21 protein-coding genes are annotated in these 21,834 nt (G+C 71.9%); 11 read left to right on the top strand and 10 right to left on the bottom strand.

What is annotated here, in order from left to right:
• Nucleotides 1-115 precede the first annotated feature (115 nt).
• On the bottom strand, nt 116-1,492 hold the full coding sequence (locus LMU33_RS30465) for a CoA transferase (protein WP_228623907.1): 1,377 nt from the start codon (nt 1,490-1,492) through the stop codon (nt 116-118).
• A 51-nt stretch (nt 1,493-1,543) separates the two neighbouring features.
• Nucleotides 1,544-3,076 carry a S8 family peptidase gene (locus tag LMU33_RS30460; protein ID WP_228623905.1) on the bottom strand — a complete coding sequence of 511 codons (1,533 nt, stop codon included), beginning with the start codon at nt 3,074-3,076 and terminating at the stop codon, nt 1,544-1,546.
• A 259-nt stretch (nt 3,077-3,335) separates the two neighbouring features.
• Between LMU33_RS30460 and LMU33_RS30455 the strand changes: the two genes are divergently transcribed.
• The 3 genes from LMU33_RS30455 (at nt 3,336) to moaA (ending at nt 6,452) form a co-directional block, all read left to right on the top strand.
• Complete coding sequence (locus LMU33_RS30455) at nt 3,336-3,692, top strand: DUF485 domain-containing protein (RefSeq protein ID WP_228623903.1); 357 nt, start codon at nt 3,336-3,338, stop codon at nt 3,690-3,692.
• Nucleotides 3,689-5,308 (top strand): monocarboxylic acid transporter, encoded by a 1,620-nt coding sequence (locus LMU33_RS30450; RefSeq protein WP_228623901.1) that lies wholly within the window; start codon nt 3,689-3,691, stop codon nt 5,306-5,308. Before LMU33_RS30455 ends, LMU33_RS30450 begins: the two co-directional genes overlap by 4 nt.
• 154 nt (nt 5,309-5,462) lie before the next feature.
• Complete coding sequence (gene moaA / locus LMU33_RS30445) at nt 5,463-6,452, top strand: GTP 3',8-cyclase MoaA (RefSeq protein ID WP_228623899.1); 990 nt, start codon at nt 5,463-5,465, stop codon at nt 6,450-6,452.
• On the opposite strand, the gene LMU33_RS30440 is transcribed toward moaA, so the two are convergent.
• Entirely contained in the window at nt 6,449-6,667 is a 219-nt protein-coding gene (locus LMU33_RS30440) for a hypothetical protein (protein WP_228623897.1), read from the bottom strand. The two genes, moaA and LMU33_RS30440, sit on opposite strands and share 4 nt — an antisense overlap.
• 226 nt (nt 6,668-6,893) lie before the next feature.
• On the bottom strand, nt 6,894-7,286 hold the full coding sequence (locus LMU33_RS30435; protein ID WP_228623896.1) for a DUF3099 domain-containing protein: 393 nt from the start codon (nt 7,284-7,286) through the stop codon (nt 6,894-6,896).
• A gap of 202 nt (nt 7,287-7,488) precedes the next feature.
• Here LMU33_RS30435 and LMU33_RS30430 point away from each other — a divergent pair, with 202 nt between their 5' ends.
• Nucleotides 7,489-7,776, top strand: a complete 288-nt coding sequence (locus LMU33_RS30430; protein WP_228623894.1) for a GlsB/YeaQ/YmgE family stress response membrane protein — start codon at nt 7,489-7,491, stop codon at nt 7,774-7,776.
• An 84-nt stretch (nt 7,777-7,860) separates the two neighbouring features.
• On the opposite strand, the gene tyrS is transcribed toward LMU33_RS30430, so the two are convergent.
• From tyrS to LMU33_RS30415, 3 genes are read right to left on the bottom strand one after another with little or no spacing between them, the layout of a single operon-like run.
• Nucleotides 7,861-9,129 carry a tyrosine--tRNA ligase gene (tyrS, locus tag LMU33_RS30425; RefSeq protein WP_228623893.1) on the bottom strand — a complete coding sequence of 423 codons (1,269 nt, stop codon included), beginning with the start codon at nt 9,127-9,129 and terminating at the stop codon, nt 7,861-7,863.
• A 56-nt stretch (nt 9,130-9,185) separates the two neighbouring features.
• Entirely contained in the window at nt 9,186-10,580 is a 1,395-nt protein-coding gene (locus tag LMU33_RS30420) for a TldD/PmbA family protein (RefSeq protein WP_228623892.1), read from the bottom strand.
• Entirely contained in the window at nt 10,577-12,100 is a 1,524-nt protein-coding gene (locus tag LMU33_RS30415; protein WP_228623890.1) for a TldD/PmbA family protein, read from the bottom strand. Before LMU33_RS30415 ends, LMU33_RS30420 begins: the two co-directional genes overlap by 4 nt.
• A 249-nt stretch (nt 12,101-12,349) precedes the next feature.
• Here LMU33_RS30415 and fabG point away from each other — a divergent pair, with 249 nt between their 5' ends.
• The 3 genes from fabG (at nt 12,350) to LMU33_RS30400 (ending at nt 14,333) form a co-directional block, all read left to right on the top strand.
• Nucleotides 12,350-13,054 carry a 3-oxoacyl-[acyl-carrier-protein] reductase gene (gene fabG / locus LMU33_RS30410; RefSeq protein WP_228623888.1) on the top strand — a complete coding sequence of 235 codons (705 nt, stop codon included), beginning with the start codon at nt 12,350-12,352 and terminating at the stop codon, nt 13,052-13,054.
• Nucleotides 13,055-13,059: 5 nt separating this feature from the next.
• On the top strand, nt 13,060-13,827 hold the full coding sequence (gene fabI / locus LMU33_RS30405; protein WP_228623887.1) for an enoyl-ACP reductase FabI: 768 nt from the start codon (nt 13,060-13,062) through the stop codon (nt 13,825-13,827).
• A 155-nt stretch (nt 13,828-13,982) separates the two neighbouring features.
• Nucleotides 13,983-14,333, top strand: a complete 351-nt coding sequence (locus LMU33_RS30400; protein ID WP_228623885.1) for a hypothetical protein — start codon at nt 13,983-13,985, stop codon at nt 14,331-14,333.
• A 10-nt stretch (nt 14,334-14,343) separates the two neighbouring features.
• On the opposite strand, the gene LMU33_RS30395 is transcribed toward LMU33_RS30400, so the two are convergent.
• Nucleotides 14,344-15,036: a FadR/GntR family transcriptional regulator gene (locus tag LMU33_RS30395; RefSeq protein ID WP_228623884.1), complete on the bottom strand. Its 693-nt coding sequence runs from the start codon at nt 15,034-15,036 to the stop codon at nt 14,344-14,346.
• Between the two features lie 82 nt (nt 15,037-15,118).
• On the opposite strand from LMU33_RS30395, the gene LMU33_RS30390 reads away from it, so the two are divergent.
• The 4 genes from LMU33_RS30390 to LMU33_RS30380 all read left to right on the top strand — a co-directional run bounded on the left by LMU33_RS30390 (nt 15,119) and on the right by LMU33_RS30380 (nt 18,334).
• Nucleotides 15,119-16,534, top strand: coding sequence for a CynX/NimT family MFS transporter (locus tag LMU33_RS30390; protein ID WP_228623882.1), 1,416 nt, complete (start codon nt 15,119-15,121; stop codon nt 16,532-16,534).
• A gap of 694 nt (nt 16,535-17,228) precedes the next feature.
• A complete protein-coding gene (locus LMU33_RS41505; RefSeq protein ID WP_283844224.1) occupies nt 17,229-17,348 on the top strand; it encodes an SGM_5486 family transporter-associated protein in 120 nt (39 codons plus the stop codon).
• Nucleotides 17,349-17,531: 183 nt separating this feature from the next.
• A complete protein-coding gene (locus LMU33_RS30385; RefSeq protein ID WP_228623880.1) occupies nt 17,532-17,738 on the top strand; it encodes a hypothetical protein in 207 nt (68 codons plus the stop codon).
• Nucleotides 17,739-17,815: 77 nt separating this feature from the next.
• On the top strand, nt 17,816-18,334 hold the full coding sequence (locus LMU33_RS30380) for a SixA phosphatase family protein (RefSeq protein WP_228623879.1): 519 nt from the start codon (nt 17,816-17,818) through the stop codon (nt 18,332-18,334).
• A gap of 64 nt (nt 18,335-18,398) precedes the next feature.
• Here the strand turns inward: LMU33_RS30380 and serB are convergent, their stop codons facing one another.
• Together serB and LMU33_RS30370 are read right to left on the bottom strand one after the other, a co-directional pair.
• Nucleotides 18,399-19,622 (bottom strand): phosphoserine phosphatase SerB, encoded by a 1,224-nt coding sequence (gene serB / locus LMU33_RS30375; RefSeq protein ID WP_228623876.1) that lies wholly within the window; start codon nt 19,620-19,622, stop codon nt 18,399-18,401.
• Between the two features lie 256 nt (nt 19,623-19,878).
• Nucleotides 19,879-21,780, bottom strand: a complete 1,902-nt coding sequence (locus LMU33_RS30370) for a streptophobe family protein (RefSeq protein WP_228623874.1) — start codon at nt 21,778-21,780, stop codon at nt 19,879-19,881.
• Nucleotides 21,781-21,834 lie beyond the last annotated feature (54 nt).

Genomic DNA, 21,834 nt, shown 5'->3' with positions numbered 1-21,834 from the left:
TCTTCGCCAGTCGCCGCAGAACCGGGCAAGTCCCGGAAAACAACTGGCAGTACGGAATTCCACGCATACATACGCTTCCGGCCGCCGGTGCGCCCACCTGCTTCCGGCCGCGCGCTCACCGCCAGCGGGCACTGTCCGACCCCCACGGCACCGGAGGCCGCGCCCAGTCGCCGGGGCCGCCCGCGAAGGACACCGGCGGCAGCGCGTGCCGCAGCCGGCCGAGCGGGCCGTCCGTCTCGGCCAGCCAGGCGTCCGGGCCCTCGTACGGCGCACCCGTGGCCGCGGTCGGCCGGATCCCGTCGGTCAGCCAGCGCGCGGTCCGGGCCAGCGCCAGCCGCACGAGGCGGCCGCCCCCGTCGTACGACTGCTCGGTCAGCGCTCGCAGTACGGCCGCCGCCAGGAGGTAGCCGGTACCGTGGTCCAGCGCCTGCGCGGGCAGCGCGCCGGGCTCCTCGGCCGAGCCCTCGGTGGCGGCGATGCCGGTCGCGACCTGCACCAGGCTGTCGAATCCACGCCGCCGGCCCCAGGGGCCGTACGCGCCCCACGCCGACACCTGTGCCACGACCAGTGCGGGCCTGCGCGCGAACAGCGCCTCCGGCGCGAGCCCGAACCGGTCGAGGGCGCCCGGCCGATAGCCGGTGACGACGACGTCGGCCGCGGCCAGCAGCTCCTCGAAGGTGTCGCGGTCGGCGGTGAGATCGAGCGTCGCCGACCGCTTGCCGAAACCCGTGTCGGCCTGCTGGTCGGGGAGTTCGGGCAGCCAGGGGGCGTCCACGCGGAGTACGTCCGCGCCGAGCAGGGCGAGGGTGCGGGTGGCGACCGGGCCGGCCAGGACCCGGGTCAGGTCCAGCACGCGCAGCCCGGCGGCGGGCAGCAGGGCAGCGGCGGCGGGGTCGAGCGGCGTGAGCACGCGCGCGTGCGTGGAACCGAGGCGTTCGCGTTCGACCAGCGGGCGTGCGGCCACCTCGGCGGCCTGCTCGGTGGCCGCCCACTCCTTCGGGCTGCGCAGGGCCACCGCGAGGCCGCCGGCGCCGTAGACCGCCTCCTCGACGTCCAGCGCGGGGCGCTCGGCGATGCGGTCGGCCACCGCCTCCGCCGAGGCGTCCTGCGGCAGGCCCAGCGCGCCGAGCAACCGGGCCCGGTGGTGCGGGTAGTTGGCGTGGGTGCGCACCCGGCCGTCGGCCGTCCGCCAGAACCGCGACAGGGGTGCGAAGGTGACGGGCGTGCGCCCGTCCACCCGGAGCAGGCGCTCGCTGTGGAACGCGGCGGCGACCGCGCCGTCGTCGACCCGGACGCCGGGCACCTCGGCGAGTCCGGCCCGACGCGCCGCCAGCTCCGCGGCGGCCAGCGCACAGGCGCCGACGCAGGCACGGGCGAGCTCCCGTACGGGAAGGCGCGCCTCGAGCACGCCCTCCCGCACCACGGTGGTGAGCCGCGCGAGGTGGGCGGGGTCGCCGCCCAGCGCGGACCAAGCGAACTTGATAGCAGTCATGACTGCACTATGCAGTATTGACTGAATCAAGATTCAGGGACCGGCCCGGCCCTACTTGGTCACCGCGGCCAGCGCGTCCACCGTGCCGAAGCCGTAGAAGCCGTTGACGCGCTTGCCGCCGACGCAGGTCGCGTCCACGACCCCGTCACCGTCGCCGTCGTACGGACCGCTCGGGCAGCCCGGGTTGTCCGCCTCGGCCTTCAGCAGGGCCTGCAGCTGGGCCGGAGTGGCGTTCGGATGCGCCGACTTCAGCAGCGCGGCCACCGCGGCCACGTGCGGGGAGGCCATCGAGGTGCCCTGGAGGAAGCCGTACTGGTCGTTCGGCAGCGTGGACAGGATGCGGCCGTTCTTCGACGGCGTGTCCGGGATCTGGTACTTGTCGCCGCCCGGCCCCGCCACGTCGATCACGCCCTGGCCGTAGCTGGAGTAGTACGACTTGGCGCCCTTCACGCCCACCGCGCTCACGGTCACCACACCGGGCAGCTGGGTCGGCACGTCGAAGCACTCGTGCGGGTCGACCGTGCGGGTCGTGGCAGTCGAGTCGTCGGGGCTGGAGTCGTCCACGAGCGCGTGCGCGTCCAGGTCGTCGTTGGAGTTGCCCGCGGAGGCCACATTGAGCGTGCCCTTGCGCTGTGCATACATCTGGGCCCTGTTGACCGCGTCAACGATGGCCCGTTGATCCGGATCGTCCATGCAGTTGTACAGCCACGGATCAACGTAGTAGCTGTTGTTGGTGATCTGGATGCCGTGGTCGGCGGCGAACACGAAGGCGCAGACCACGCTCTCCGGGTAGAACAGCTGCGTCGAGTCCGGCTGGGCCACCGTGATGCTCGCGACCCTCACGCCCGGCGCCACACCGGCCACGCCTGTGCCGTTGCGGGCCGCGGCTATCTCACCGGCCACATGGGTGCCGTGGTAGTGGCCGGCGTCCGCCGGGCGCCACGCGCCGTACGTCGTGTCCGCTTTGCCGCTCACGCAGTTCGCCGACTGGGAGGCGGAGAAGTTCGGGGCTATGTCCGGGTGGGTGTCGTCCACGCCCGTGTCTATGACACCGACGGTCACGCTCCTGCTGCCCGGGTTGATCCGCGCGGCCCGGTCGGCGCCGATCGCCCGCAGGTCCCACTGGTCCGCCTCGAGCGGCTCCTCGCCCGGGGCCGCGGCCCGGGCGAGCTGGGCGGCCTCCGCCTTCGACAGGACCTGCGCCGCACCCTCGTCGGTCGTCCCCGCGGCACTCAGCGGCGCGGTACGCGTCGCGCCCGCCGAGTCCACCCCGCGCACCGCACGCATCCGCGCGGCGAAGTCCGCCGTCGCGGAGTGGACGACGATCACACCGATCCTGTCGTAACTGGCCACCACCGAGCCGCCGTTGCGGACGATCTCCCGCTGCACGGACTCGATCGTGCGGTGATCCGTACGGGTGTTGACCACGTACGCGAGGTTCGGTCCGTCGTCCGCCGCCCGCACCTCCCGGGCCGTGCCGGGAGCCGCGGAGGCCGCCGCCGGCAGCAGGCCGAGCGAGGCGGTCAGCGACAGCACGACGGGCACGGCGAGCGCGAGCCGGCGTCTGGAACGCAGATGAACCATGGGATCTCCACTTCATCCGGATACGAAACCGCCCGAGACACAGATGGTGCTCGGGCAGGTGCATGGCGCGTGGTGCAGGCAGAAGCTAACCCCACGACCCACCGCACAGCAATGTCTTGGCAATGGCTCGACAAGACAGCTTGCGAAACAACTCATAGGACTTGAACCGGTCTTCGCGTGGCGCCGTGGACCTTGGGCAGGGAGCGCCAGCACCATCGAGCCCCCGTTCGTCATCGCTTCCGCAACGCGAGGAGACTCCGTGGCCACCGAGACACCACCCCCCGCCACACCGGGGGCCCCACTTCCCACCACCGAGGAGTTCGCCGAGGTGCAGCAGAGCGCGGAGTTCGGTGAACTGCGCCGCGCCCACCGCTCGTTCGCCTTCCCGCTGGCGGTCGCCTTCACCGCCTGGTACCTGCTGTACGTGCTGCTGTCCAACTACGCGGGCGGCTTCATGGGCACCAAGGTGGCGGGCAACGTCAACGTCGCCCTCGTCCTGGGCCTCGCCCAGTTCCTCACCACCTTCCTCATCGCCTGGTGGTACGCACGGCACGCCGCCGCGAAGCTCGACCCCAAGGCGGAGGCCATCAAGTCCCGGATGGAGGGCGGCGCATGAGCCCCGCGATCACCCTGGCCGCAGGCGAGGCGAGCGACCACCGGACGCTGATCACCACCCTGTTCGCGGTGTTCGTCGCCGCGACCCTCGTCATCACCGTCCGTGCGGGCCGCCAGACGAAGAACGCCGCCGACTTCTATGCCGGCGGACGCCAGTTCACCGGCTTCCAGAACGGCCTCGCCGTCTCCGGCGACTACATGTCCGCCGCGTCCTTCCTCGGCATCGCCGGCGCCATCGCCCTGTTCGGCTACGACGGCTTCCTGTACTCCATCGGTTTCCTCGTCGCCTGGCTCGTAGCCCTGCTCCTGGTCGCCGAACCCCTGCGCAACTCCGGCCGCTACACCATGGGCGACGTGCTGGCCTACCGCATGCGCCAGCGCCCGGTCCGCACGGCCGCCGGCACCTCCACGATCGTGGTCTCGATCTTCTACCTGCTGGCCCAGATGGCGGGCGCGGGCGTCCTCGTCTCGCTCCTGCTCGGCATCACCAGCGACGGCGGCAAGATCGGCATCGTCGCCCTGGTGGGCATCCTGATGATCGTGTACGTCACCATCGGCGGCATGAAGGGCACCACCTGGGTCCAGATGGTCAAGGCGGTCCTGCTGATCGCCGGCGCCCTGCTGCTGACCTTCCTGGTCCTGCTGAAGTTCCACTTCAACATCTCCGATCTGCTCGGCCGGGCCGCCGACAACAGCGGCAAGGGCTCGGCGTTCCTGGAGCCGGGCCTGAAGTACGGCGCCACCGGCACCACCAAGCTGGACTTCATCTCGCTCGGCATCGCCCTGGTCCTGGGCACCGCGGGCCTGCCGCACATCCTGATCCGCTTCTACACCGTCCCGAGCGCAAAGGCCGCCCGGAAGTCGGTCATCTGGGCGATCGGCCTGATCGGCGCCTTCTACCTGATGACCCTCGCCCTGGGCTTCGGCGCCGCCGCGCTGATCAAACCCGACGAGATCATCGCCTCCAACAAGGCGGGCAACACCGCGGCACCCCTCCTGGCGCTGCATCTGGGCGGCGTCCACTCCGACTGGGGCGCGATCCTGCTCGCCACCATCTCGGCCGTCGCCTTCGCGACCATCCTGGCGGTCGTCGCGGGCCTCACCCTGGCCTCGTCGTCCTCCTTCGCCCACGACATCTACGCCAACGTCATCAAGAGGGGGCAGGCCACCGAGAAACAGGAGGTCGGCGCGGCCCGCTGGGCCAGCGTCGGCATCGGCGCGGTCTCGATCGTCCTCGGCGCCCTGGCCCGCGACCTGAACGTGGCCGGCCTGGTCGCCCTCGCCTTCGCGGTCGCGGCCTCCGCCAACCTGCCGACCATCCTCTACAGCCTGTTCTGGAAGCGGTTCACCACCTCGGGCGCCCTGTGGTCGATCTACGGCGGCCTGGTCACCGCGGTCGGCCTGGTGCTGTTCTCCCCGGTGGTCTCCGGCAGCCCCGCCTCGATGTTCCCCGACGTCGACTTCCACTGGTTCCCGCTGGAGAATCCCGGCATCATCTCCATCCCGGTCGGATTCCTGCTCGGCGTCGTGGGCACCCTGCTCTCCAAGGAGGTCCCGGACGCCGGCAAGTACGCCGAACTGGAGGTGCGGTCCCTGACCGGCACCGGAGCGCACTGACATTCGTACGGCGGCCGCGTCGTGAGGGGACTGTACGGTCCTACGACGCGGCCGTGCCGTACCTCGTCGGATCGGGCCGCTGTCGTTGTCAGTGGTGTCACGTAGGCTCTCAGTGACGGGAAACAAGTGCTCGGGATCGAGGGAGGGGGCCCACGTGCTCATCGACACCTACGGCCGGGTGGCCACCGACCTGCGGGTCTCGCTGACCGATCGGTGCAACCTCCGCTGCACCTACTGCATGCCCGAGGAGGGCCTGCAGTGGCTGGCCAAGCCCGACCTGCTCACCGACGACGAGATCGTCCGCCTCGTCGACATCGCCGTGCGCACGCTCGGCATCGAGGAGGTCCGCTTCACCGGCGGCGAGCCCCTGCTGCGCCCCGGCCTGGTCGGCATCGTCGAGCGCGTGGCGGCCCTCGCCCCCCGCCCGCAGATGTCCCTGACCACCAACGGCATCGGCCTCAAGCGCACCGCGACCGCGCTGAAGGCGGCAGGCCTGGACCGGGTCAACGTCTCCCTGGACACCCTGCGCCCCGACGTCTTCAAGACCCTGACCCGCCGCGACCGCCACAAGGACGTCCTCGATGGCCTGCGGGCCGCCCGCGAGGCCGGTCTGACCCCCGTCAAGGTCAACTCGGTCCTGATGCCGGGCATGAACGACGACGAGGCCCCCGAGCTGCTGGCCTGGGCCGTGGAGCACGACTACGAACTGCGGTTCATCGAGCAGATGCCGCTGGACGCCCAGCACGGCTGGAAGCGCGAGGGCATGGTCACCGCCGGGGACATCCTGGCCTCCCTGCGCACCCGCTTCGACCTCACCCCGGAGGGCGCCGACGCGCGCGGCTCGGCCCCGGCGGAGCGCTGGCTGGTGAACGGCGGCCCGCACCGCGTCGGCGTCATCGCCTCGGTCACCCGCCCCTTCTGCGCGGCCTGCGACCGCACCCGCCTCACGGCCGACGGGCAGATACGGACCTGCCTGTTCGCCACCGAGGAAACCGACCTCCGCGCGGCCCTGCGCTCCGGCGCCCCGGACGAGGAGATCGCCCGCATCTGGAAGCTGGCGATGTGGGGGAAGAAGGCGGGAGCGGGCCTGGACGACCCGTCGTTCGTGCAGCCGGACCGACCGATGTCGGCGATCGGCGGCTAGGCCCCTTCGGGATCCTGCCAGTCGGCGAACTTCACGACGTCCTTCAGGAAGCCCCGCACCCCGAGGAACTGCGACAGATGCTCGCGATGCTCCTCGCACGCCAGCCATGTCTTGCGCCGCTCCGGCGTGTGGATCTTCGGGTTGTTCCACGCCAGCACCCAGACGGCAGCGGCACGGCAGCCCTTGGCGGAGCAGATCGGGGTCTCGTCACTCACAGGTTCGTCTCGGGTTCGTCGTACAGAAAGGGCCCGAACAAGGCGACGCCGAGCAGCCACGGGGGGAGCTGCCCGGCGTCGGTCCGTCGCTCCGACGGGGGATGCGGAGCGCGTACGCAGTATGTCACGGTTACCCCGTCGCCCGGCACTGGAACTACACGATTGATCTGAGCTTTTCTTGAGCTTGACGGGCGGCTGCGTTCCGCTTCCGGCGTACCCGTCGTGCTCATTTCGGGCCGGCGCGCTCACCACGCGCGCCCGTCGGATGAGCCGCCGCGTCCTCCGGAACGGATTCCGTCTGCGCCCCCTCCGCCGGCGGCGGCGTGATCATCGGCCGCGTCGGCGCGGTGATGAACGTCGAGGGAAGGGACGGCGGCCGCTCCCGGCCGGCGTTCGCGATCACCACGGCGACATAGGGGAGCAGCGCTCCGGCGACGAGCGCGACGATGGCGACATACCGCTCGACGTTCCACAGGGAGACCGCGAGGATCACCGACACCGTGCGGATCGTCATCGAGATGACGTACCTCCGCTGCCGGCCCCGTACGTCCTCGGCGAGTCCCGTCCGGGCCCCGGTGATCCGGAACACCTGGGCGCTGCCGCCGTGCTGTTTCCGCATCACATTCCACCATCCGCCCGCTTCGGCTCGCCCCGACCTTCTTACGTTACGCCGTGGCTGCGCCGCCCACGAGACCGGGTCGCCCGCTGCCTGCGGTAACGGCACCGGCCGTGCCGCGCACGGGGGAACCCGACATGCGCCGTACGGCCCACCCGCCCAGACTGGCCCTAATGCTCACGTCGAGCCGTACGAGGAGGCAGCCATGGGCTGGTTGTGGGCGATCATCGTGGGATTCGTGCTGGGCGTCATAGCCAAGGCGGTCATCCCGGGCAAGCAGCACAGCCCCCTCTGGCTGACCACCATCTGCGGCATGCTCGGCGCCATCGTGGGCAACGCGGTCGCCGGCGCCCTCGGCGTCGCCGCGACGCGCGGCATCGACTGGACCCGGCACGCCTTCCAGCTGGTGGCCGCGATCATCATCGTCGCGGCCGTGGACGCCCTCTACATGGCGACGCTGGGAAAGAGGAAGCAGGAGAGGGTCGGTGCGTGAGAGCGCCCCGTGAGGGGGCGCGCGAACTGCGCGGCAGGCCACGACGAAGCCGCAGCCCGCGGCGCAACCCACGCCCCCACGGCGCTAGGCGGAAACAACCTCCACCGCGGCAAGGTTCTTCTTCCCCCGCCGCAGCACCAGCCACCGCCCGTCCAGCAGATCCTCGGACGAGGGCACCGCATCCTCGGAGGCGACCTTCACGTTGTTCACGTAGGCCCCGCCCTCCTTCACCGTCCGCCGCGCAGCGGACTTGCTGGCGACGAGCCCGACCTCGGCGAACAGGTCGACCACCGGACCCAGTTCGGCGACCTCGATGTGCGGCACCTCGGACAGCGCCGCGGCCAGCGTCCGACCGTCCAGCTCCGCCAGCTCACCCTGCCCGAACAGGGCACGGCTCGCGGCGATCACGGCGGCCGTCTGGTCGGCGCCGTGCACCAGCGTCGTCAGCTCCTCGGCGAGCGCCCGCTGCGCGGCCCGGGCCTGCGGCCGCTCCTCGGTCTGCCGCTCCAGCTCCTCGATCTCCTCCCGGGACCTGAAGCTGAAGATGCGCAGGAACTTCGAGACGTCACGGTCGTCCGCGTTGACCCAGAACTGGTAGAACGCGTACGGCGTGGTCATCTCGGGGTCGAGCCACACCGTGCCGGACTCGGTCTTGCCGAACTTGGTGCCGTCCGCCTTGGTGATCAGCGGCGTGCCCAGGGCGTGCACCACGGCGTTCTGCTCCACCCGGTGGATCAGGTCCGTGCCCGAGGTGAGGTTGCCCCACTGGTCACTGCCGCCGGTCTGCAGCGTGCAGCCGTACCGCCGGTACAGCTCCAGGAAGTCCATGCCCTGCAGGATCTGGTAGCTGAACTCGGTGTAGCTGATTCCGGCGTCGGAGTTGAGCCGGCGGGCCACGGCCTCCTTGGCGATCATCTTGTTGACCCGGAAGTGCTTGCCCATGTCCCGCAGGAACTCGATGGCCGACATGCCCTGGGTCCAGTCCAGGTTGTTGACCATGATCGCCGCGTTCGGGCCCTCGAAGTCCAGCAGCGGGGCGATCTGCGCGCGCAGCCGCTCCACCCACTGGGCGACGACCTCCGGAGAGTTCAGCGTCCGCTCGGCGTTCGGCTTCGGGTCACCGATCAGACCGGTGGCGCCTCCGACCAGACCCAGCGGGCGGTTGCCCGCCTGCTGGATCCGGCGCATGGTCAGGATCTGCACGAGATTGCCGAGGTGCAGGCTGGGCGCGGTCGGGTCGAAGCCGCAATAGAACGTGACGGGGCCGTCCGCGAACGCCTTGCGCAGTGCGTCCTCGTCCGTGGAAAGGGCGATGAGCCCCCGCCACTTCAGCTCGTCGACGATGTCCGTCACGGTTCTCGTATCTCCTTGATGGTCCTCGGGCAGTCGAGCGACTACCGCCTACGAGGTTATACGCCCTGACTGACAGAGCTCATATTGAAGTCGGGCACCCGCAGGGCGGGCATCGCAGCCCTAGTGAACCAGTCGCTCCACTCCCTCGGCAGCGTCTTTTCCGTGCGCCCGGCCTCCGTGGCCCGTCGCAGCAGGTCCACCGGCGACTCGTTGAACCGGAAGTTGTTGACCTGCCCGGTCACCTCGCCGTTCTCCACGAGGTAGACGCCGTCCCGGGTCAGGCCCGTGAGCAGCAGCGTCGCCGGGTCGACCTCGCGGATGTACCACAGGCAGGTCAGCAGCAGCCCGCGCTCGGTGGCCGCGACCATCTCCTCCAGGGAGCGGTCGTCCCCGCCGTCCAGGATCAGGTTCCCCAGCACCGGGGCCACCGGCAGCCCGGTCAGGCCCGCGCTGTGCCGGGTCGTCGTCAGGTGCTTGAGCACACCCTCGGCGACCCACTCCGTCGCGTGGGTCGGCAGCCCGTTGTCGAACACGGACTGGTCCCCGCCGGAGGAGTGGGCGACCACGAAGGGCGGGCACTCCAGTCCCGGCTCGTTCGGGTCGCTGCGCAGGGTCAGCGGCAGCTCGGCGAGCTTCTCGCCCACGCGCGTGCCGCCGCCCGGCCTGGAGAACACCGTCCGGCCCTCGGCCGCGTCCCGGCCCGAGGCCGACCACAGCTGGTAGATCAGCAGGTCCGCGACGGCCGTGGGCGGCAGCAGCGTCTCGTAGCGGCCGGCGGGCAGCTCCACGCGCCGCTCGGCCCAGCCCAGCCGTACGGCCAGCTCGGCGTCGAGCGCCCCGGCGTCGATGTCCTTGAAGTCCCGCGTGGAACGGCCCGCCCAGGCCGAGCGCCGGCGGTCGGGCGACTTGGCGTTCAGCTCCAGCGTGCCGGTCGGCTGGTCATGGCGCAGGCGTAGCCCGGTGGACGTGCCCAGGTACGTCGACACCAGCTCGTGGTTGGCGAAGCCGTACAGCTCACGACCGCCCGCACGCGCGCGTGCGAACGCCTCGCCGAGCGCCGGGGCGAAGTCGGCGAACACCGCGGAGGAGGTCTCGGCGGGCGCGTCCGTGAAGTCCGGCGACTGCGGCACGTCGCCGACCAGCGGCTGCGCGTCCTCGGCGGGCCCCGCACCGCGCGCGGCGGTCTCGGCGGCCCGCACCAGCGGCTCCAGCTCCTGAGCGGTGACCGCCGAGCGCGACACCACTCCCGAGGCGGTGCCCTCCTTGCCGTCCACGGTCGCGATCACGGTGAGCGTACGGCCGCGCGTCACACCGTTCGTGGTGAGCGCGTTGCCCGCCCAGCGCAGGTTGGCGGTGGAGTGCTCGTCGGCGATGACGACACAGCCGTCGGCCCGGGACATCGCGAGCGCCTGCTCGACGATCTCGTGCGGCTTGTTCGTGCGGGCGCTCATCGACCGGCCTCCTGGGTCGTGTTGAGGATGTTGACGGACCTGAAGAGAGCGGACGGGCACCCGTGCGACACGGAGGCCACCTGCCCCGGCTGGGCCTTGCCGCAGTTGAAGGCGCCGCCGAGGACGTAGGTCTGCGGACCGCCCACGGCCGCCATGGACCCCCAGAAGTCGGTGGTCGTGGCCTGGTAGGCCACGTCCTTCAGCTGCCCGGTGATCCGGCCGTTCTCGATCCTGAAGAAGCGCTGGCCGGTGAACTGGAAGTTGTACCGCTGCATGTCGATCGACCAGGACCGGTCGCCGACCACATAGATACCGCGGTCGACACCCCCGATCAGGTCCTCTGTGGACAGCCCCGCCGGGTCGGGCCGCAGGGAGACGTTGGCCATGCGCTGCACCGGCACATGTGCGGGGGAGTCGGCGTACGCGCACCCGTTGGACCGGTCGAAGCCGGTGAGCCGGGCGATCCGCCGGTCCAGCTGGTAGCCGACCAGCGTGCCGTCCTTCACCAGGTCCCAGGACTGCGCCTGGACGCCCTCGTCGTCGTACCCGATGGTCGCGAGGCCGTGCTCGGCGGTGCGGTCCCCGGTGACGTTCATCAGCTCGGAGCCGTAACGCAGCTTGCCCAGCTGGTCGAAGGTGGCGAAGGAGGTGCCGGCGTAGGCGGCCTCGTAGCCGAGCGCACGGTCCAGCTCCGTCGCGTGCCCGATGGACTCGTGGATGGTCAGCCACAGGTTGGACGGGTCGACCACCAGGTCGTACAGGCCCGGCTGCACGCTCGGTGCCCGCATCTTCTCGGCGAGCAGCTCCGGCATCCGCGCCAGCTCCTCGTCCCAGTCCCAGCCGGTGCCGGTCAGGTACTCCCAGCCCCGCCCGACCGGCGGCGCGATGGTGCGCATCGAGTCGAACTCGCCGCTGGACTCGTCCACCGACACCGCGGTCAGCTGCGGATGCAGCCGCACCCGCTGCTGGGTCGTCACGGTCCCGGCGGTGTCGGCGTAGAACTTGTTCTCGTGGACGGTGAGCAGGGAGGCGTCCACGTGGTTGACGCCCTTGGCGGACAGCAGCCGCGTGCTCCAGTCCGTCAGCAGCGCCGCCTTCTCCTCGTCCGGCACGGAGAACGGGTCGATCTCGTACGACGACACCCACGTCCGGTCGGCGTGCACCGGCTCGTCGGCCAGCTCCACGCGCTCGTCGGAGCCCGCCGCCTTGATGACCTGCGCGGACAGCTTGGCCATGGCCACCGCCTGCGAGGCCACCCTGGCGGCCGCGTCCATGGTCAGGTCCACACCGGAGGCGAAGCCCCACGTACCGCCGTGCACGACCCGCACCGCGTAGCCGAGGTCGGTGGTGTCCGACGATCCGGCGGGCCGGGCGTCCCGCAGCCGCCAGGACGCGCTGCGCACGCGCTCGAACCGGAAGTCCGCGTGCTCGGCCCCGAGCGCACGCGCGCGTGCCAGCGCGGCGTCGGCGAGCGACCTTAGCGGAAGCGCCGTGAAGGCTTCGTCGATGGAATGAGGCACGGAGGTCTCCCTGCTGTCGTGGCCTGTCGGGTCCGATCATGTCGTGGGAGCGGCCCGGCGGACCACATGTTTCGAGCCCGGACCGGGACGGTTCTGTAGGGACCCGACAGTGACACCCGCTCGCCACTGTCGGTGCCCGAATGCCCACGCGCCCGGCCGTACCGATAGGTTTTCGGTGAAGCCGCCTGTCATCCAGGTGTTCGGGCGGGTTGTCCGACATCTGCAGACCGCTATCGAAAGGGTGATCCGTTGAGCCGCTCGGTTCTCGTCACCGGAGGAAACCGGGGCATCGGCCTCGCCATCGCCCGCGCGTTCGCCGACGCCGGCGACAAGGTCGCCATCACGTACCGCTCGGGTGAGCCGCCGGCCGGTTTCCTGGCCGTCAGGTGCGACATCACCGACCCGGAGCAGGTGGAGCAGGCCTACAAGGAGATCGAGGACCAGCACGGTCCCGTCGAGATACTGATCGCCAACGCCGGTGTCACCAAGGACCAGCTCCTGATGCGCATGTCCGAGGAGGACTTCACCTCGGTCATCGACACCAACCTCACCGGCACCTTCCGCGTCGTCAAGCGCGCCAACCGCGGCATGCTGCGCGCCAAGAAGGGCCGCGTCATCCTGATCTCGTCCGTCGTCGGCCTGCTCGGCTCGGCGGGCCAGGCGAACTACGCCGCCTCCAAGGCCGCCCTCGTGGGCTTCGCGCGCTCCCTCGCCCGTGAGCTGGGCTCGCGCAACATCACCTTCAACGTCGTCGCGCCCGGTTTCGTCGACACCGACATGACCAAGGTGCTCACCGACGAGCAGCGCCACAACATCGTCTCGCAGGTGCCGCTCGGCCGTTACGCGCAGCCGGAGGAGATCGCCGCGACGGTGCGGTTCCTCGCCTCGGACGACGCCTCGTACATCACTGGAGCCGTCATCCCCGTTGACGGCGGACTGGGAATGGGTCACTGATCACCATGAGCGGAATCCTCGAGGGCAAGCGCGTCCTGATCACCGGCGTGCTGATGGAGTCCTCCATCGCCTTCCACGCGGCCAAGCTGGCCCAGGAGCAGGGCGCGGAGATCATCCTGACGGCGTTCCCGCGGCCCACGCTGACCGAGCGCATCGCCAAGAAGCTGCCGAAGCCGACCAAGGTCATCGAGCTGGACGTCACCAACGACGAGCACATGGGCCGGCTGGCCGACGTCGTCGGCGAGGAGCTGGGCGGCCTCGACGGTGTCGTGCACTCCATCGGCTTCGCGCCGCAGGACGCGCTCGGCGGCAACTTCCTCAACACGCCGTTCGAGTCGGTGGCCACCGCCATGCACGTCTCGGCGTACTCCCTGAAGTCCCTGACCATGGCCTGCCTGCCGCTGATGCAGAACGGCGGTTCGGTCGTCGGCCTGACCTTCGACGCGCAGTTCGCCTGGCCGCAGTACGACTGGATGGGCCCGGCCAAGGCCGCCCTGGAGGCGACCAGCCGCTACATCGCCCGCGACCTGGGCAAGCAGAACATCCGCTGCAACCTCATCTCCGCCGGCCCGATCGGCTCCATGGCCGCCAAGTCCATCCCGGGCTTCGGCGAGCTGGCCTCCGTGTGGGACACCCGTGCCCCGCTGGAGTGGGACCTGAAGGACCCGGAGCCGGCCGGCCGCGGCATCGTCGCCCTGCTGAGCGACTGGTTCCCGAAGACCACCGGTGAGATCATCCACGTCGACGGCGGTCTGCACGCGATCGGCGCCTGATCCTCGTGCCCGACGCCCCGTTTCCCGCAGCGCGCGGGGAGCGGGGCGTCACCCGTTCGGCCCACCTGTCGGGCGCCCCTCGGCCCCGGCGGCGCACCCTGGACTGAGCGTTCACCTCACGCGTTCCTCCCCAGCCCGGCCGAGGAGGTCCCCTTGTGCGCCTGTCCCGAAGCCTGGCCCCGGTGACCGTGGCCGTGGCCCTCGTGCTGTCCCTGCCGTACGACGCGATGCCCTACGCGCGCGTGGACGACGCAAAGCCCCCCGCGCCGAGCCTCTTCGGGGCCTCCTGCCGTACGACCGTCCACGGCTCCCATGTGGTGGCCTACTGCCACAATCCCTATGTCGACACCGATCGCGTGCGTCTGCACATCGAGTGCGCCCGCTGGTGGGACATCGACACCGACAGCGCCCCGGTGGACACCGGACCCGCCATGACCGTACGGCTCACCGGGCGGTGCTGGAAGGAGGTCCGCTCGGTGTGGATCAGTCACCAGAACGAGCACTGAACCGGCTGGGTCAGTCGGCGGAAGGGGCGCCGAACCGGCCCGGGCGGCACAGGAAGGGATAGCTCGCGGCCTCGGCGGCCGCCGCCTCCGCGTCCCCGACGCGGATCGCGTCCAGCAGGCGCGTGTGGTCCATGTACGTCTCCGGAGTCAGTTCCGCGCCCACGTCCGCGCGCAGCCAGTCCCGCAGCACCTCGCCCAGATCGGCGTACACCGCGGTGATCACGTCGTTGTGCGAGGCGGCCACGACGGCCAGGTGGAAGGTGGCGTCGGCGGTCACGAAGGCCTCCGCCTCGCCCGCCTCCCAGGCCGCCTCGCGCCGGTCCAGCAGCGCGTCCAGCTGCTTGAGGTCCCTCTCGGTGCGCCGCTCGGCGGCCAGCTTCGCCGCGGCCGACTCCAGCGCGGCGCGCAGCTCGGCGATGTGCCGGGGATCGGCGTCGGCGAACCGGCGGTGCATCACGCCGGCCAGCTCACTCGTCGCCACCACGTAGGTGCCGGAGCCCTGCCGGATGTCCAGCAGCCCGTTGTGGGCGAGTGCGCGGACGGCCTCGCGGACGGTGTTGCGGGCGACGCCGAGCTGCTCGACGAGCTCCGGCTCCGTCGGGATGCGCGAGCCGACCGGCCACTCGCCCGAGGTGATCTGGTTGCGCAGTTCGGCGATGACCTGCTCGGACAGCGCCGAACGGCGCGGGTGGCTCAAGGGCATGGCACACCTTCGCACGCGAGGCCCGGGCGGGGACGCCCCGGGACCGGAGAACCGAATGGACAACCAATCATCCCATGATTCTATGATGGGTCTCATGGCACGTGAGGAAACCCGGACAGTGGACACCCGTACGGCGATGTCACCGACCGAACGCGGTACGGCCGCCCCGACGAGCAGGCCCGGGACGACCCCCGGCGCCGCCCGCACGCGCGCGTGGGCGACCCGTCTGGTCGTCCTGGGCATCGTCCTGTCCGCGCTGAACCTCCGCCCGGCCATCACGAGCCTCGGCGCGCTCCTGGAGGAGGTCCGCGACGGGCTCGGCATGAGCGGCAGCGTGGCCGGCCTGCTCACCTCCGTGCCCCCGCTGTGCTTCGCCGTCTTCGGCGTCACCGCACCCCGGCTGGCCCGCCGCTTCGGCCCGGCCGCCGTGGTGTGCGCCGGCATGGCCGCCATCACTGCCGGCCTGCTGATACGGCCGTTCGTCGGCAACACGGCCGGGTTCCTGGCCGCCAGCGCGCTCGCCCTGATGGGCATCGCCCTCAGCAACGTGCTCATGCCGGTCATCGTCAAGCGCTGGTTCCCCGACCGGGTCGGCTCCATGACCGGCCTGTACTCGATGGCCCTCGCCCTCGGCACCTCCCTCGCCGCCGCGGTGACCGTGCCGTTGACCGACGCCCTCGGCGGCAACTGGCGGTCCGGCCTCGCCGTGTGGGCCGCCCTCGCGGGCACCGCCATCCTGCCCTGGCTGCCGCTCCTCCGGGACCGCGGCAGCGACACCGCGCCCGCGCGGGCGGGGCGGCAGGAGCGCGCGGAGGCACAGGGCGGCGAGGTACGGCGCCCGGAGGCACGGCAGGCGGGGGCACGGCAGGTGGGGGCACGGCAGGCTGGGGCGGCGGCACAGCACGTGCCGCTGCGCATCACCCGCAGCCGCACCGCCTGGGCGCTCGCCGTCTTCTTCGGCCTCCAGGCCACCGCCGCCTACATCACCATGGGCTGGATGCCGCAGATCTTCCGCGACGCCGGCGTCCCGGCCGGGACCGCGGGGGTGCTGCTTGCCGTCACCATGGTGATGGGGGTGCCGCTGGCCTTCGTCATCCCCCGGGTCGCCACCCGGCTGCCCCATCAGGGACCGATCGTGCTGGTCCTGGGTGTGTGCGGGCTCGCCGGATACGCCGGCCTGTACTTCGCTCCGGCCGCCGGCGCCTGGGCCTGGGCGACGCTGCTCGGCGTCTCCAACTGCGCCTTCCCGCTGGCCCTGACGATGGTCGGCATGCGTGCCCGGAGCGGGCCGGGCGTGGCCCAGCTGTCCGCGTTCGCGCAGAGCACCGGCTATCTGATCTCCATCCCCGGCCCGCTGCTGGTCGGCGTGCTCTACCAGCAGAGCGGCGGCTGGGGCCTGCCGATCGCCCTCATGGCCGTCCTGATGCTGCCGCAGATGGCAGTGGGCTTCCTGGCGGGCCGCGACCGCACGGTGGAGGAAGAGGCGACCGCACACTGACTCGCCCGGCGGTCTCGGGCGGCGGCGTTGGATTGACTCGCGTGAGGGACGGGTTCGGGCTGCGGCGAGGGAGTGTCGCGTGTGGACGGGCTCGGGTGGCGGGGCGGGCCTGAATCGGACGGCGGATGGGCTCGGCGAGGCGGTGCCTGGCAGGGACGGGGAGGACGGCGGCGATGGATTGACTCGCGCGAGGGACGGGCTCGGGCTGCGGTGACGGGGTGTCGCGTGTGGACGGGCTCGGTGGGTGGCGCTGGACCGAGTCGCGCGGATGGGCTCGGCGGGTGGCGACGCGGTGGCTCGCAAGGACGGCAGGGCGGCGGCGACGCGCCAGGGCGGGTGGGCACGAAGACGGGGCGCGAGGCGGTGAGGCGTTGATCTGCGGACGGTCCGGCCCGGAGGGCGTCGCGCCGATCTGCGCCGAGGGCACCTGGCAGCGTGCGACGCGCCGACCTCCACGGCCGGTGGCAGGCCGGTGCGGACGGGGTTCCGTCGGCCTTCGGCGAGACCGGCCTGAGAGGGGCCGGCACGCGCCGGGGCGCGGGGCGGAGACAGCGACGTCGTCGTCCGTCGCAGGCGGGCCGGCTCCCGGGCGACTGTGCGATGGCTGACCCGTCCGGCGGTCCGGGCAGGTCCGGGCAGGACGACACCTGGCCCCGGCCGCCCTCTGGGGAGCGGAGGGTGCGAGACTGGGCGCATGCAGCCTGTGCTCGACCCGAACCCGCAGAACGGCCAGAAGAAGATGCTGATCGTCTTCGGCTCGTTCTTCGCCATCTTCGTGATCATCGCCATCGTCGCGACCCTCGCGTCCCCCTGACGGCCGCGTCCCGGCCCGCCTCTCCCGGCGGATGGTGGGGTTAGCTCCACCATCCCCTAGGGGGAAAGGGTCAGGGTGAACTGGGTGGAAGTCCGGATGGGTTGGCGGCCCCGGTTTCCGTAACTTCGAGATGTGACCGCACGACACGGTCACGGACCCCCTCGAAGACCCACGGAGGCGATCATGCCGGCCCGCACCCACCCCCGGACCCACCCGGCGACCACGGGCGGCGTCGACATCCGGCTGCCCTGGTGGGCCCTCGCCCTCCCCGCGCTCGCCTTCATCGCACTGCTGGCGCTGATACTGAACCCGTCGGACGCCCACGCGGCGAGCGGCGACCCGGCGATCACGCACCTCTTCGAGCGCGCCCAGCAGCTCCTCGCGCGCTGACCAGGCGCCCCGTACGCGGTGAATCCGCATGTCAACTCCCTGCGCCGCATGGTCTGTTTCATGCGAAGCTGGGTCCCATGAGCGCCGCAGAACCTCGCAGTCTCGTCCTCCTCCGGCATGCGAAAGCCGACTGGCCCCAGGTGTCCGACCACGAACGCCCGCTCGCCGAGCGGGGCCGCATGGACGCCGCGGTCGCCGGACGCAAGCTGGCCGACACCGGCATCACCTTCGACCTCGCCCTGTGCTCCACCGCCATCCGGACCCGCGAGACCTGGAAGCTCGCCGTCCACGAACTGGCGCACCGGCCGAGGACCATCTACGAGGAGCGGGTCTACGAGGCCTCGCCCGGCGAACTGATCGCCGTGCTGAACGAGACCCCGGACGATGTGCGGCACGTGATCCTCATCGGCCACAACCCGGGCGTCCACGGTCTGGCCGACATCCTGTCCGGCACCGCCGAGGGCGACGCCCGCGACCGGATGAACCGCCGCGGTTTCCCGGCCGCCGGTTTCGCGCTGCTGTCCTTCGACGGCCCCTGGAAGAGCCTCGAGCCGGGCGTGGCCACTCTCAAGGACTACTGGGCACCCGCCGAGTGACCCCACCCCTGCGGCAGGGGCCCGGCACCTGATGGTGCCGGGCCCCTGCCGCATCCGGGCCGCTTCAGCCCTCGTCGTGCGTGTCGGCGGCCTCGACCTCTTCGCGGGTGACGCCCAGCAGATACAGGACCGTGTCGAGGAAGGGGAAGTTCACCGCCGTGTGCGCCGCCTCGCGGACCACCGGCTTGGCGTTGAAGGCGACGCCGAGCCCGGCCGCGTTCAGCATGTCCAGGTCGTTCGCGCCGTCGCCGATCGCCACCGTCTGCGACAGGGGTACCCCGGCCTCCGCGGCGAACCGGCGCAGCAGCCGCGCCTTGCCCGCGCGGTCCACGATCTCGCCGGTGACCCGGCCGGTGAGCTTGCCGTCGACGATCTCCAGCGTGTTGGCCTGCGCGAAGTCCAGGCCCAACCGTTCCTTCAGATCGTCCGTGACCTGGGTGAAGCCACCGGAGACGACCCCCACCTGGTAGCCGAGCCGCTTCAGCGTGCGGATCAGGGTGCGGGCGCCCGGCGTCAGCCGGACCTCTTTGCGCACCTTCTCCACCACGGCGGCGTCCAGCCCCTTCAGCAGCGCCACGCGCGCGTGCAGCGACTGCTCGAAGTCCAGCTCCCCGCGCATCGCCGCCGCCGTCACCTCGGCGACCTTGTCCTCGCAGCCGGCGTGCGCCGCGAACAGCTCGATGACCTCGTCCTGGATCAGCGTGGAGTCCACGTCCATGACCACCAGGCGCTGGGCGCGCCGGTGCAGGCCCGCCGCGACGACCGCGACGTCGACACCCAGTGCCGCCGCGTCCGTGACCAGGGCCGTGCGCAGCGGCTCCGTCTCCACGCCGGAGACCGCGAACTCCACTGCCGTCACCGGGTACTTGGCCAGCCGGAAGATACGGTCGATGTTGCCGCCGGCCTTCGCGATCCGGTCGGCGATGGCGGCCGTCGACTCGGCGGTCAGCGGATGGCCGAGGACGGTCACCAGCGAACGGCCGAGCCCGCGCGGCCGGTTGTCGCCGTGCCCCGAGATGATCTCCGCCTGCATCTTCATCGACTCGGCCCAGCTGTGCACGGTGGCCCTCAGGTCGCCCTCCAGACCGGCCGGCGGCTGGGTGACCAGCGCGCACAGCACCAGGCGGCCCCGGGTGACGACCTGCTCGATGTCGACCACGTCGACGACGTAGGCGGCGAGGGTGTCGAAGAGGCCCGCCGTGATGCCCGGCCGGTCCTTGCCGAAGATCTTGACGAGGAGGGTGGGAGCCTCGGGGGTCTGTTCAGCGGAGGTCTGCGAAGCGCTCATGGTGTCACCACCGTATCCGGCACCCAGTGCCGTCCGCCGTCGAGGTCCGACTGACGGACACGGAACAATGGATGTCGCGCCGGTGTCAGGGATCTTGCCACCGGGAGACACCGCCCGCCCCCACACGGCGGCCCCCGGCCCCACCACGACTGTGCCACGAGATGCCGTGGCTGGCAGGACATGCGCCCTTTGCACGCCCCGGCCGACTCACCCGTGCACGCCCCGGCCGACGCACCCGTGCACACGCTCGGCCGACTCACCCGCGGCGCTTCGGCTTCCCCGGCGGTGCCGGGGGCGGCGGCGGAGGGGGTGGCGGCGGCCATTCGGTGCCGTCCGACCCCTGCGAGCGGTCGCCCCGCCGCGCCGTGGGACGGCGCCGGGGTGGTGGGGGAGCGGCGTCGAGCGGCCGGGCGATCGTCGGGGCGCCGTACACGTCGTCCCCGGTGGCCGTCGGTCCGGCACCCGGCGGCTCCTCGCGCAGGTCCTGCGGCACCTGGAGGTCCTCCGGCACCCGCAGATAGGGATTGGTGTCCGGGTTCGGCGGCCGGTACGGCGTACCCGGCGCGTACGGCCCGACCCCGTCGCGGAGCCCGGGACGACCGTCGCCGCCGTCGCCGGGGCCACCGTACGGAGCGGACCCGACCGCACCCCCGTACCTCAAGCCCTCGGCCTCACCCCCGCCCGCACCGCCGTACACCGGCCTCCCACCGTCACCCCCGACCGCCGCCTTCCCCGGCGCCCCCCGAGCCGCCCACGCCGCCCGGGCCCCCGCCGCCCCGGTCGCCCAGGCCGTCAGCGCCCCGATCGCTCCGGCGCCCGCGCCCCACCCCGCACCGAGCAGCAGTGCCGTGCCGAGGCGGCCGTGCAGTTCGAGGCCGGCGCCGAAGGCGTCGAAGCCGAGCACGGACAGGGACGAGGCGACCGACACGCCCGTCAGCCAGGCGAGCAGCGGCAGGCCGAGCGCGGTGGCGACGCCGAGGCGCAGGCCGCACCGGGCGGCGAAAGCCAGGGCGCTGTCGGCCTGCCGCCCCCCGGCGCTGTCGGCCGGCCGTCCCACCGGTGTGCGGACCGCCGTGAGGACACCGGCCAGCAGCATCGCCAGTGCCGCGGCGACGGCCAGCAGCCACACCCGGCCGTCCAGCTCGGCCAGCCGGCCCAGCGTCACGGGCCGGTCGGTGTGCGCCCCGAGGAGCTGGTCCAGCGGGTGGGGGAGGAACCTGCCGAGGACGCCGGTGGCGTGGCCGTCCCAGGGCACGAAGAGACCGAGGGGGAGGCCGAGCCAGACCCCGTTCGGCGTGCCGAGCAGGGCCGCGCCGGCGATCCGCCCGGGATGGTCGTCGCCGATCGCCGCGTACGCCGCCGCCGCGAGCCCCGCCGCCACGGCCAGAAGCAGCACGGCGACCAGCGCCGAGACCGCCGGCCGTACCGCCCGGTGCACGACGGACCAGCCGGGTGGCAGGGGAGCGCGGCGGGAGGCGAGCAGGGCGATCAGCAGGACCCCGGCACACCACAGGACGCCGCCGACCAGTGTGGCCGCCGTGTCCACGGTGAAGCCGACCGAGGCCTTGGCGTGGACGAGGCCGCCGATCCGGTCCGGCAGCAGTCCGCCCACGTCACCGAGGCCGGGGATGCTCAGCCCGCCGCCTCCCTTGCCGCCCGCGCCCGGCAGCCTGTCCAGTCCGAGCGAGCCGCCGTCGATCGTGACGATGTCGTGACCGGCCCAGGCGAGACCGCCCAGCATGGCGACGAAGAGCGCGACCACGGTGCCCGCGCGGGCGAGGAGTTCGGCGGGTGCGACGACAACTCCGGCCGTGCGCAGGGACCGTAGGAAGAGCCACGACAGCAGCAGGGCGCCGGCCAGGCTCACCCCGAGTGGCGTGATCTCGATGGCGGTGTGGGCCTCGGCGCCTTTCAGTCCGAAGGCGGACACATCGCCCGACGGCGTGACCGAACCACCTGCCGCGAGGGCCACAACGGCCGCCGTCATGGGGCCCAGTGAACCCGCCGTGTCCGCTCGCAGGAGGTGCAGGCCGAGCGCGGCCGTGCCCGCCATCGCGATCAACGCCCAGCTCACCGCGGCGATCGCGGACAGCAGGACGTCCTTCCAGGGCACCGTGGCGGCGCGCGGCGTGGTCTCGGCGTTCGTGGCAGACCTCATGGCAGACCCCCCCGATCCGCGGCGCGGCACCGGAGCCGCGCTTGTCCCCCTCGC

This window comes from Streptomyces barringtoniae (assembly GCF_020819595.1).
Lineage (GTDB): Bacteria > Actinomycetota > Actinomycetes > Streptomycetales > Streptomycetaceae > Streptomyces > Streptomyces barringtoniae.
The sequence above is the reverse complement of the archived record's forward strand: the minus strand, read 5'-3'. Positions and strand labels throughout refer to the sequence as shown.

Coding starts and splice junctions, on each gene's coding strand:
- LMU33_RS30465 (WP_228623907.1), bottom strand. CDS start 1,492: ATGACTGCTATCAAGTTCGCTTGGTCCGCGCTGGGCGGCGACCCCGCC.
- LMU33_RS30460 (WP_228623905.1), bottom strand. CDS start 3,076: ATGGTTCATCTGCGTTCCAGACGCCGGCTCGCGCTCGCCGTGCCCGTC.
- LMU33_RS30450 (WP_228623901.1), top strand. CDS start 3,689: ATGAGCCCCGCGATCACCCTGGCCGCAGGCGAGGCGAGCGACCACCGG.
- LMU33_RS30435 (WP_228623896.1), bottom strand. CDS start 7,286: ATGCGGAAACAGCACGGCGGCAGCGCCCAGGTGTTCCGGATCACCGGG.
- LMU33_RS30430 (WP_228623894.1), top strand. CDS start 7,489: ATGGGCTGGTTGTGGGCGATCATCGTGGGATTCGTGCTGGGCGTCATA.
- LMU33_RS30420 (WP_228623892.1), bottom strand. CDS start 10,580: ATGAGCGCCCGCACGAACAAGCCGCACGAGATCGTCGAGCAGGCGCTC.
- fabI (WP_228623887.1), top strand. CDS start 13,060: ATGAGCGGAATCCTCGAGGGCAAGCGCGTCCTGATCACCGGCGTGCTG.
- LMU33_RS30395 (WP_228623884.1), bottom strand. CDS start 15,036: ATGCCCTTGAGCCACCCGCGCCGTTCGGCGCTGTCCGAGCAGGTCATC.
- LMU33_RS30390 (WP_228623882.1), top strand. CDS start 15,119: ATGATGGGTCTCATGGCACGTGAGGAAACCCGGACAGTGGACACCCGT.
- LMU33_RS41505 (WP_283844224.1), top strand. CDS start 17,229: ATGCAGCCTGTGCTCGACCCGAACCCGCAGAACGGCCAGAAGAAGATG.
- LMU33_RS30385 (WP_228623880.1), top strand. CDS start 17,532: ATGCCGGCCCGCACCCACCCCCGGACCCACCCGGCGACCACGGGCGGC.
- LMU33_RS30380 (WP_228623879.1), top strand. CDS start 17,816: ATGAGCGCCGCAGAACCTCGCAGTCTCGTCCTCCTCCGGCATGCGAAA.
- serB (WP_228623876.1), bottom strand. CDS start 19,622: ATGAGCGCTTCGCAGACCTCCGCTGAACAGACCCCCGAGGCTCCCACC.
- LMU33_RS30370 (WP_228623874.1), bottom strand. CDS start 21,780: ATGAGGTCTGCCACGAACGCCGAGACCACGCCGCGCGCCGCCACGGTG.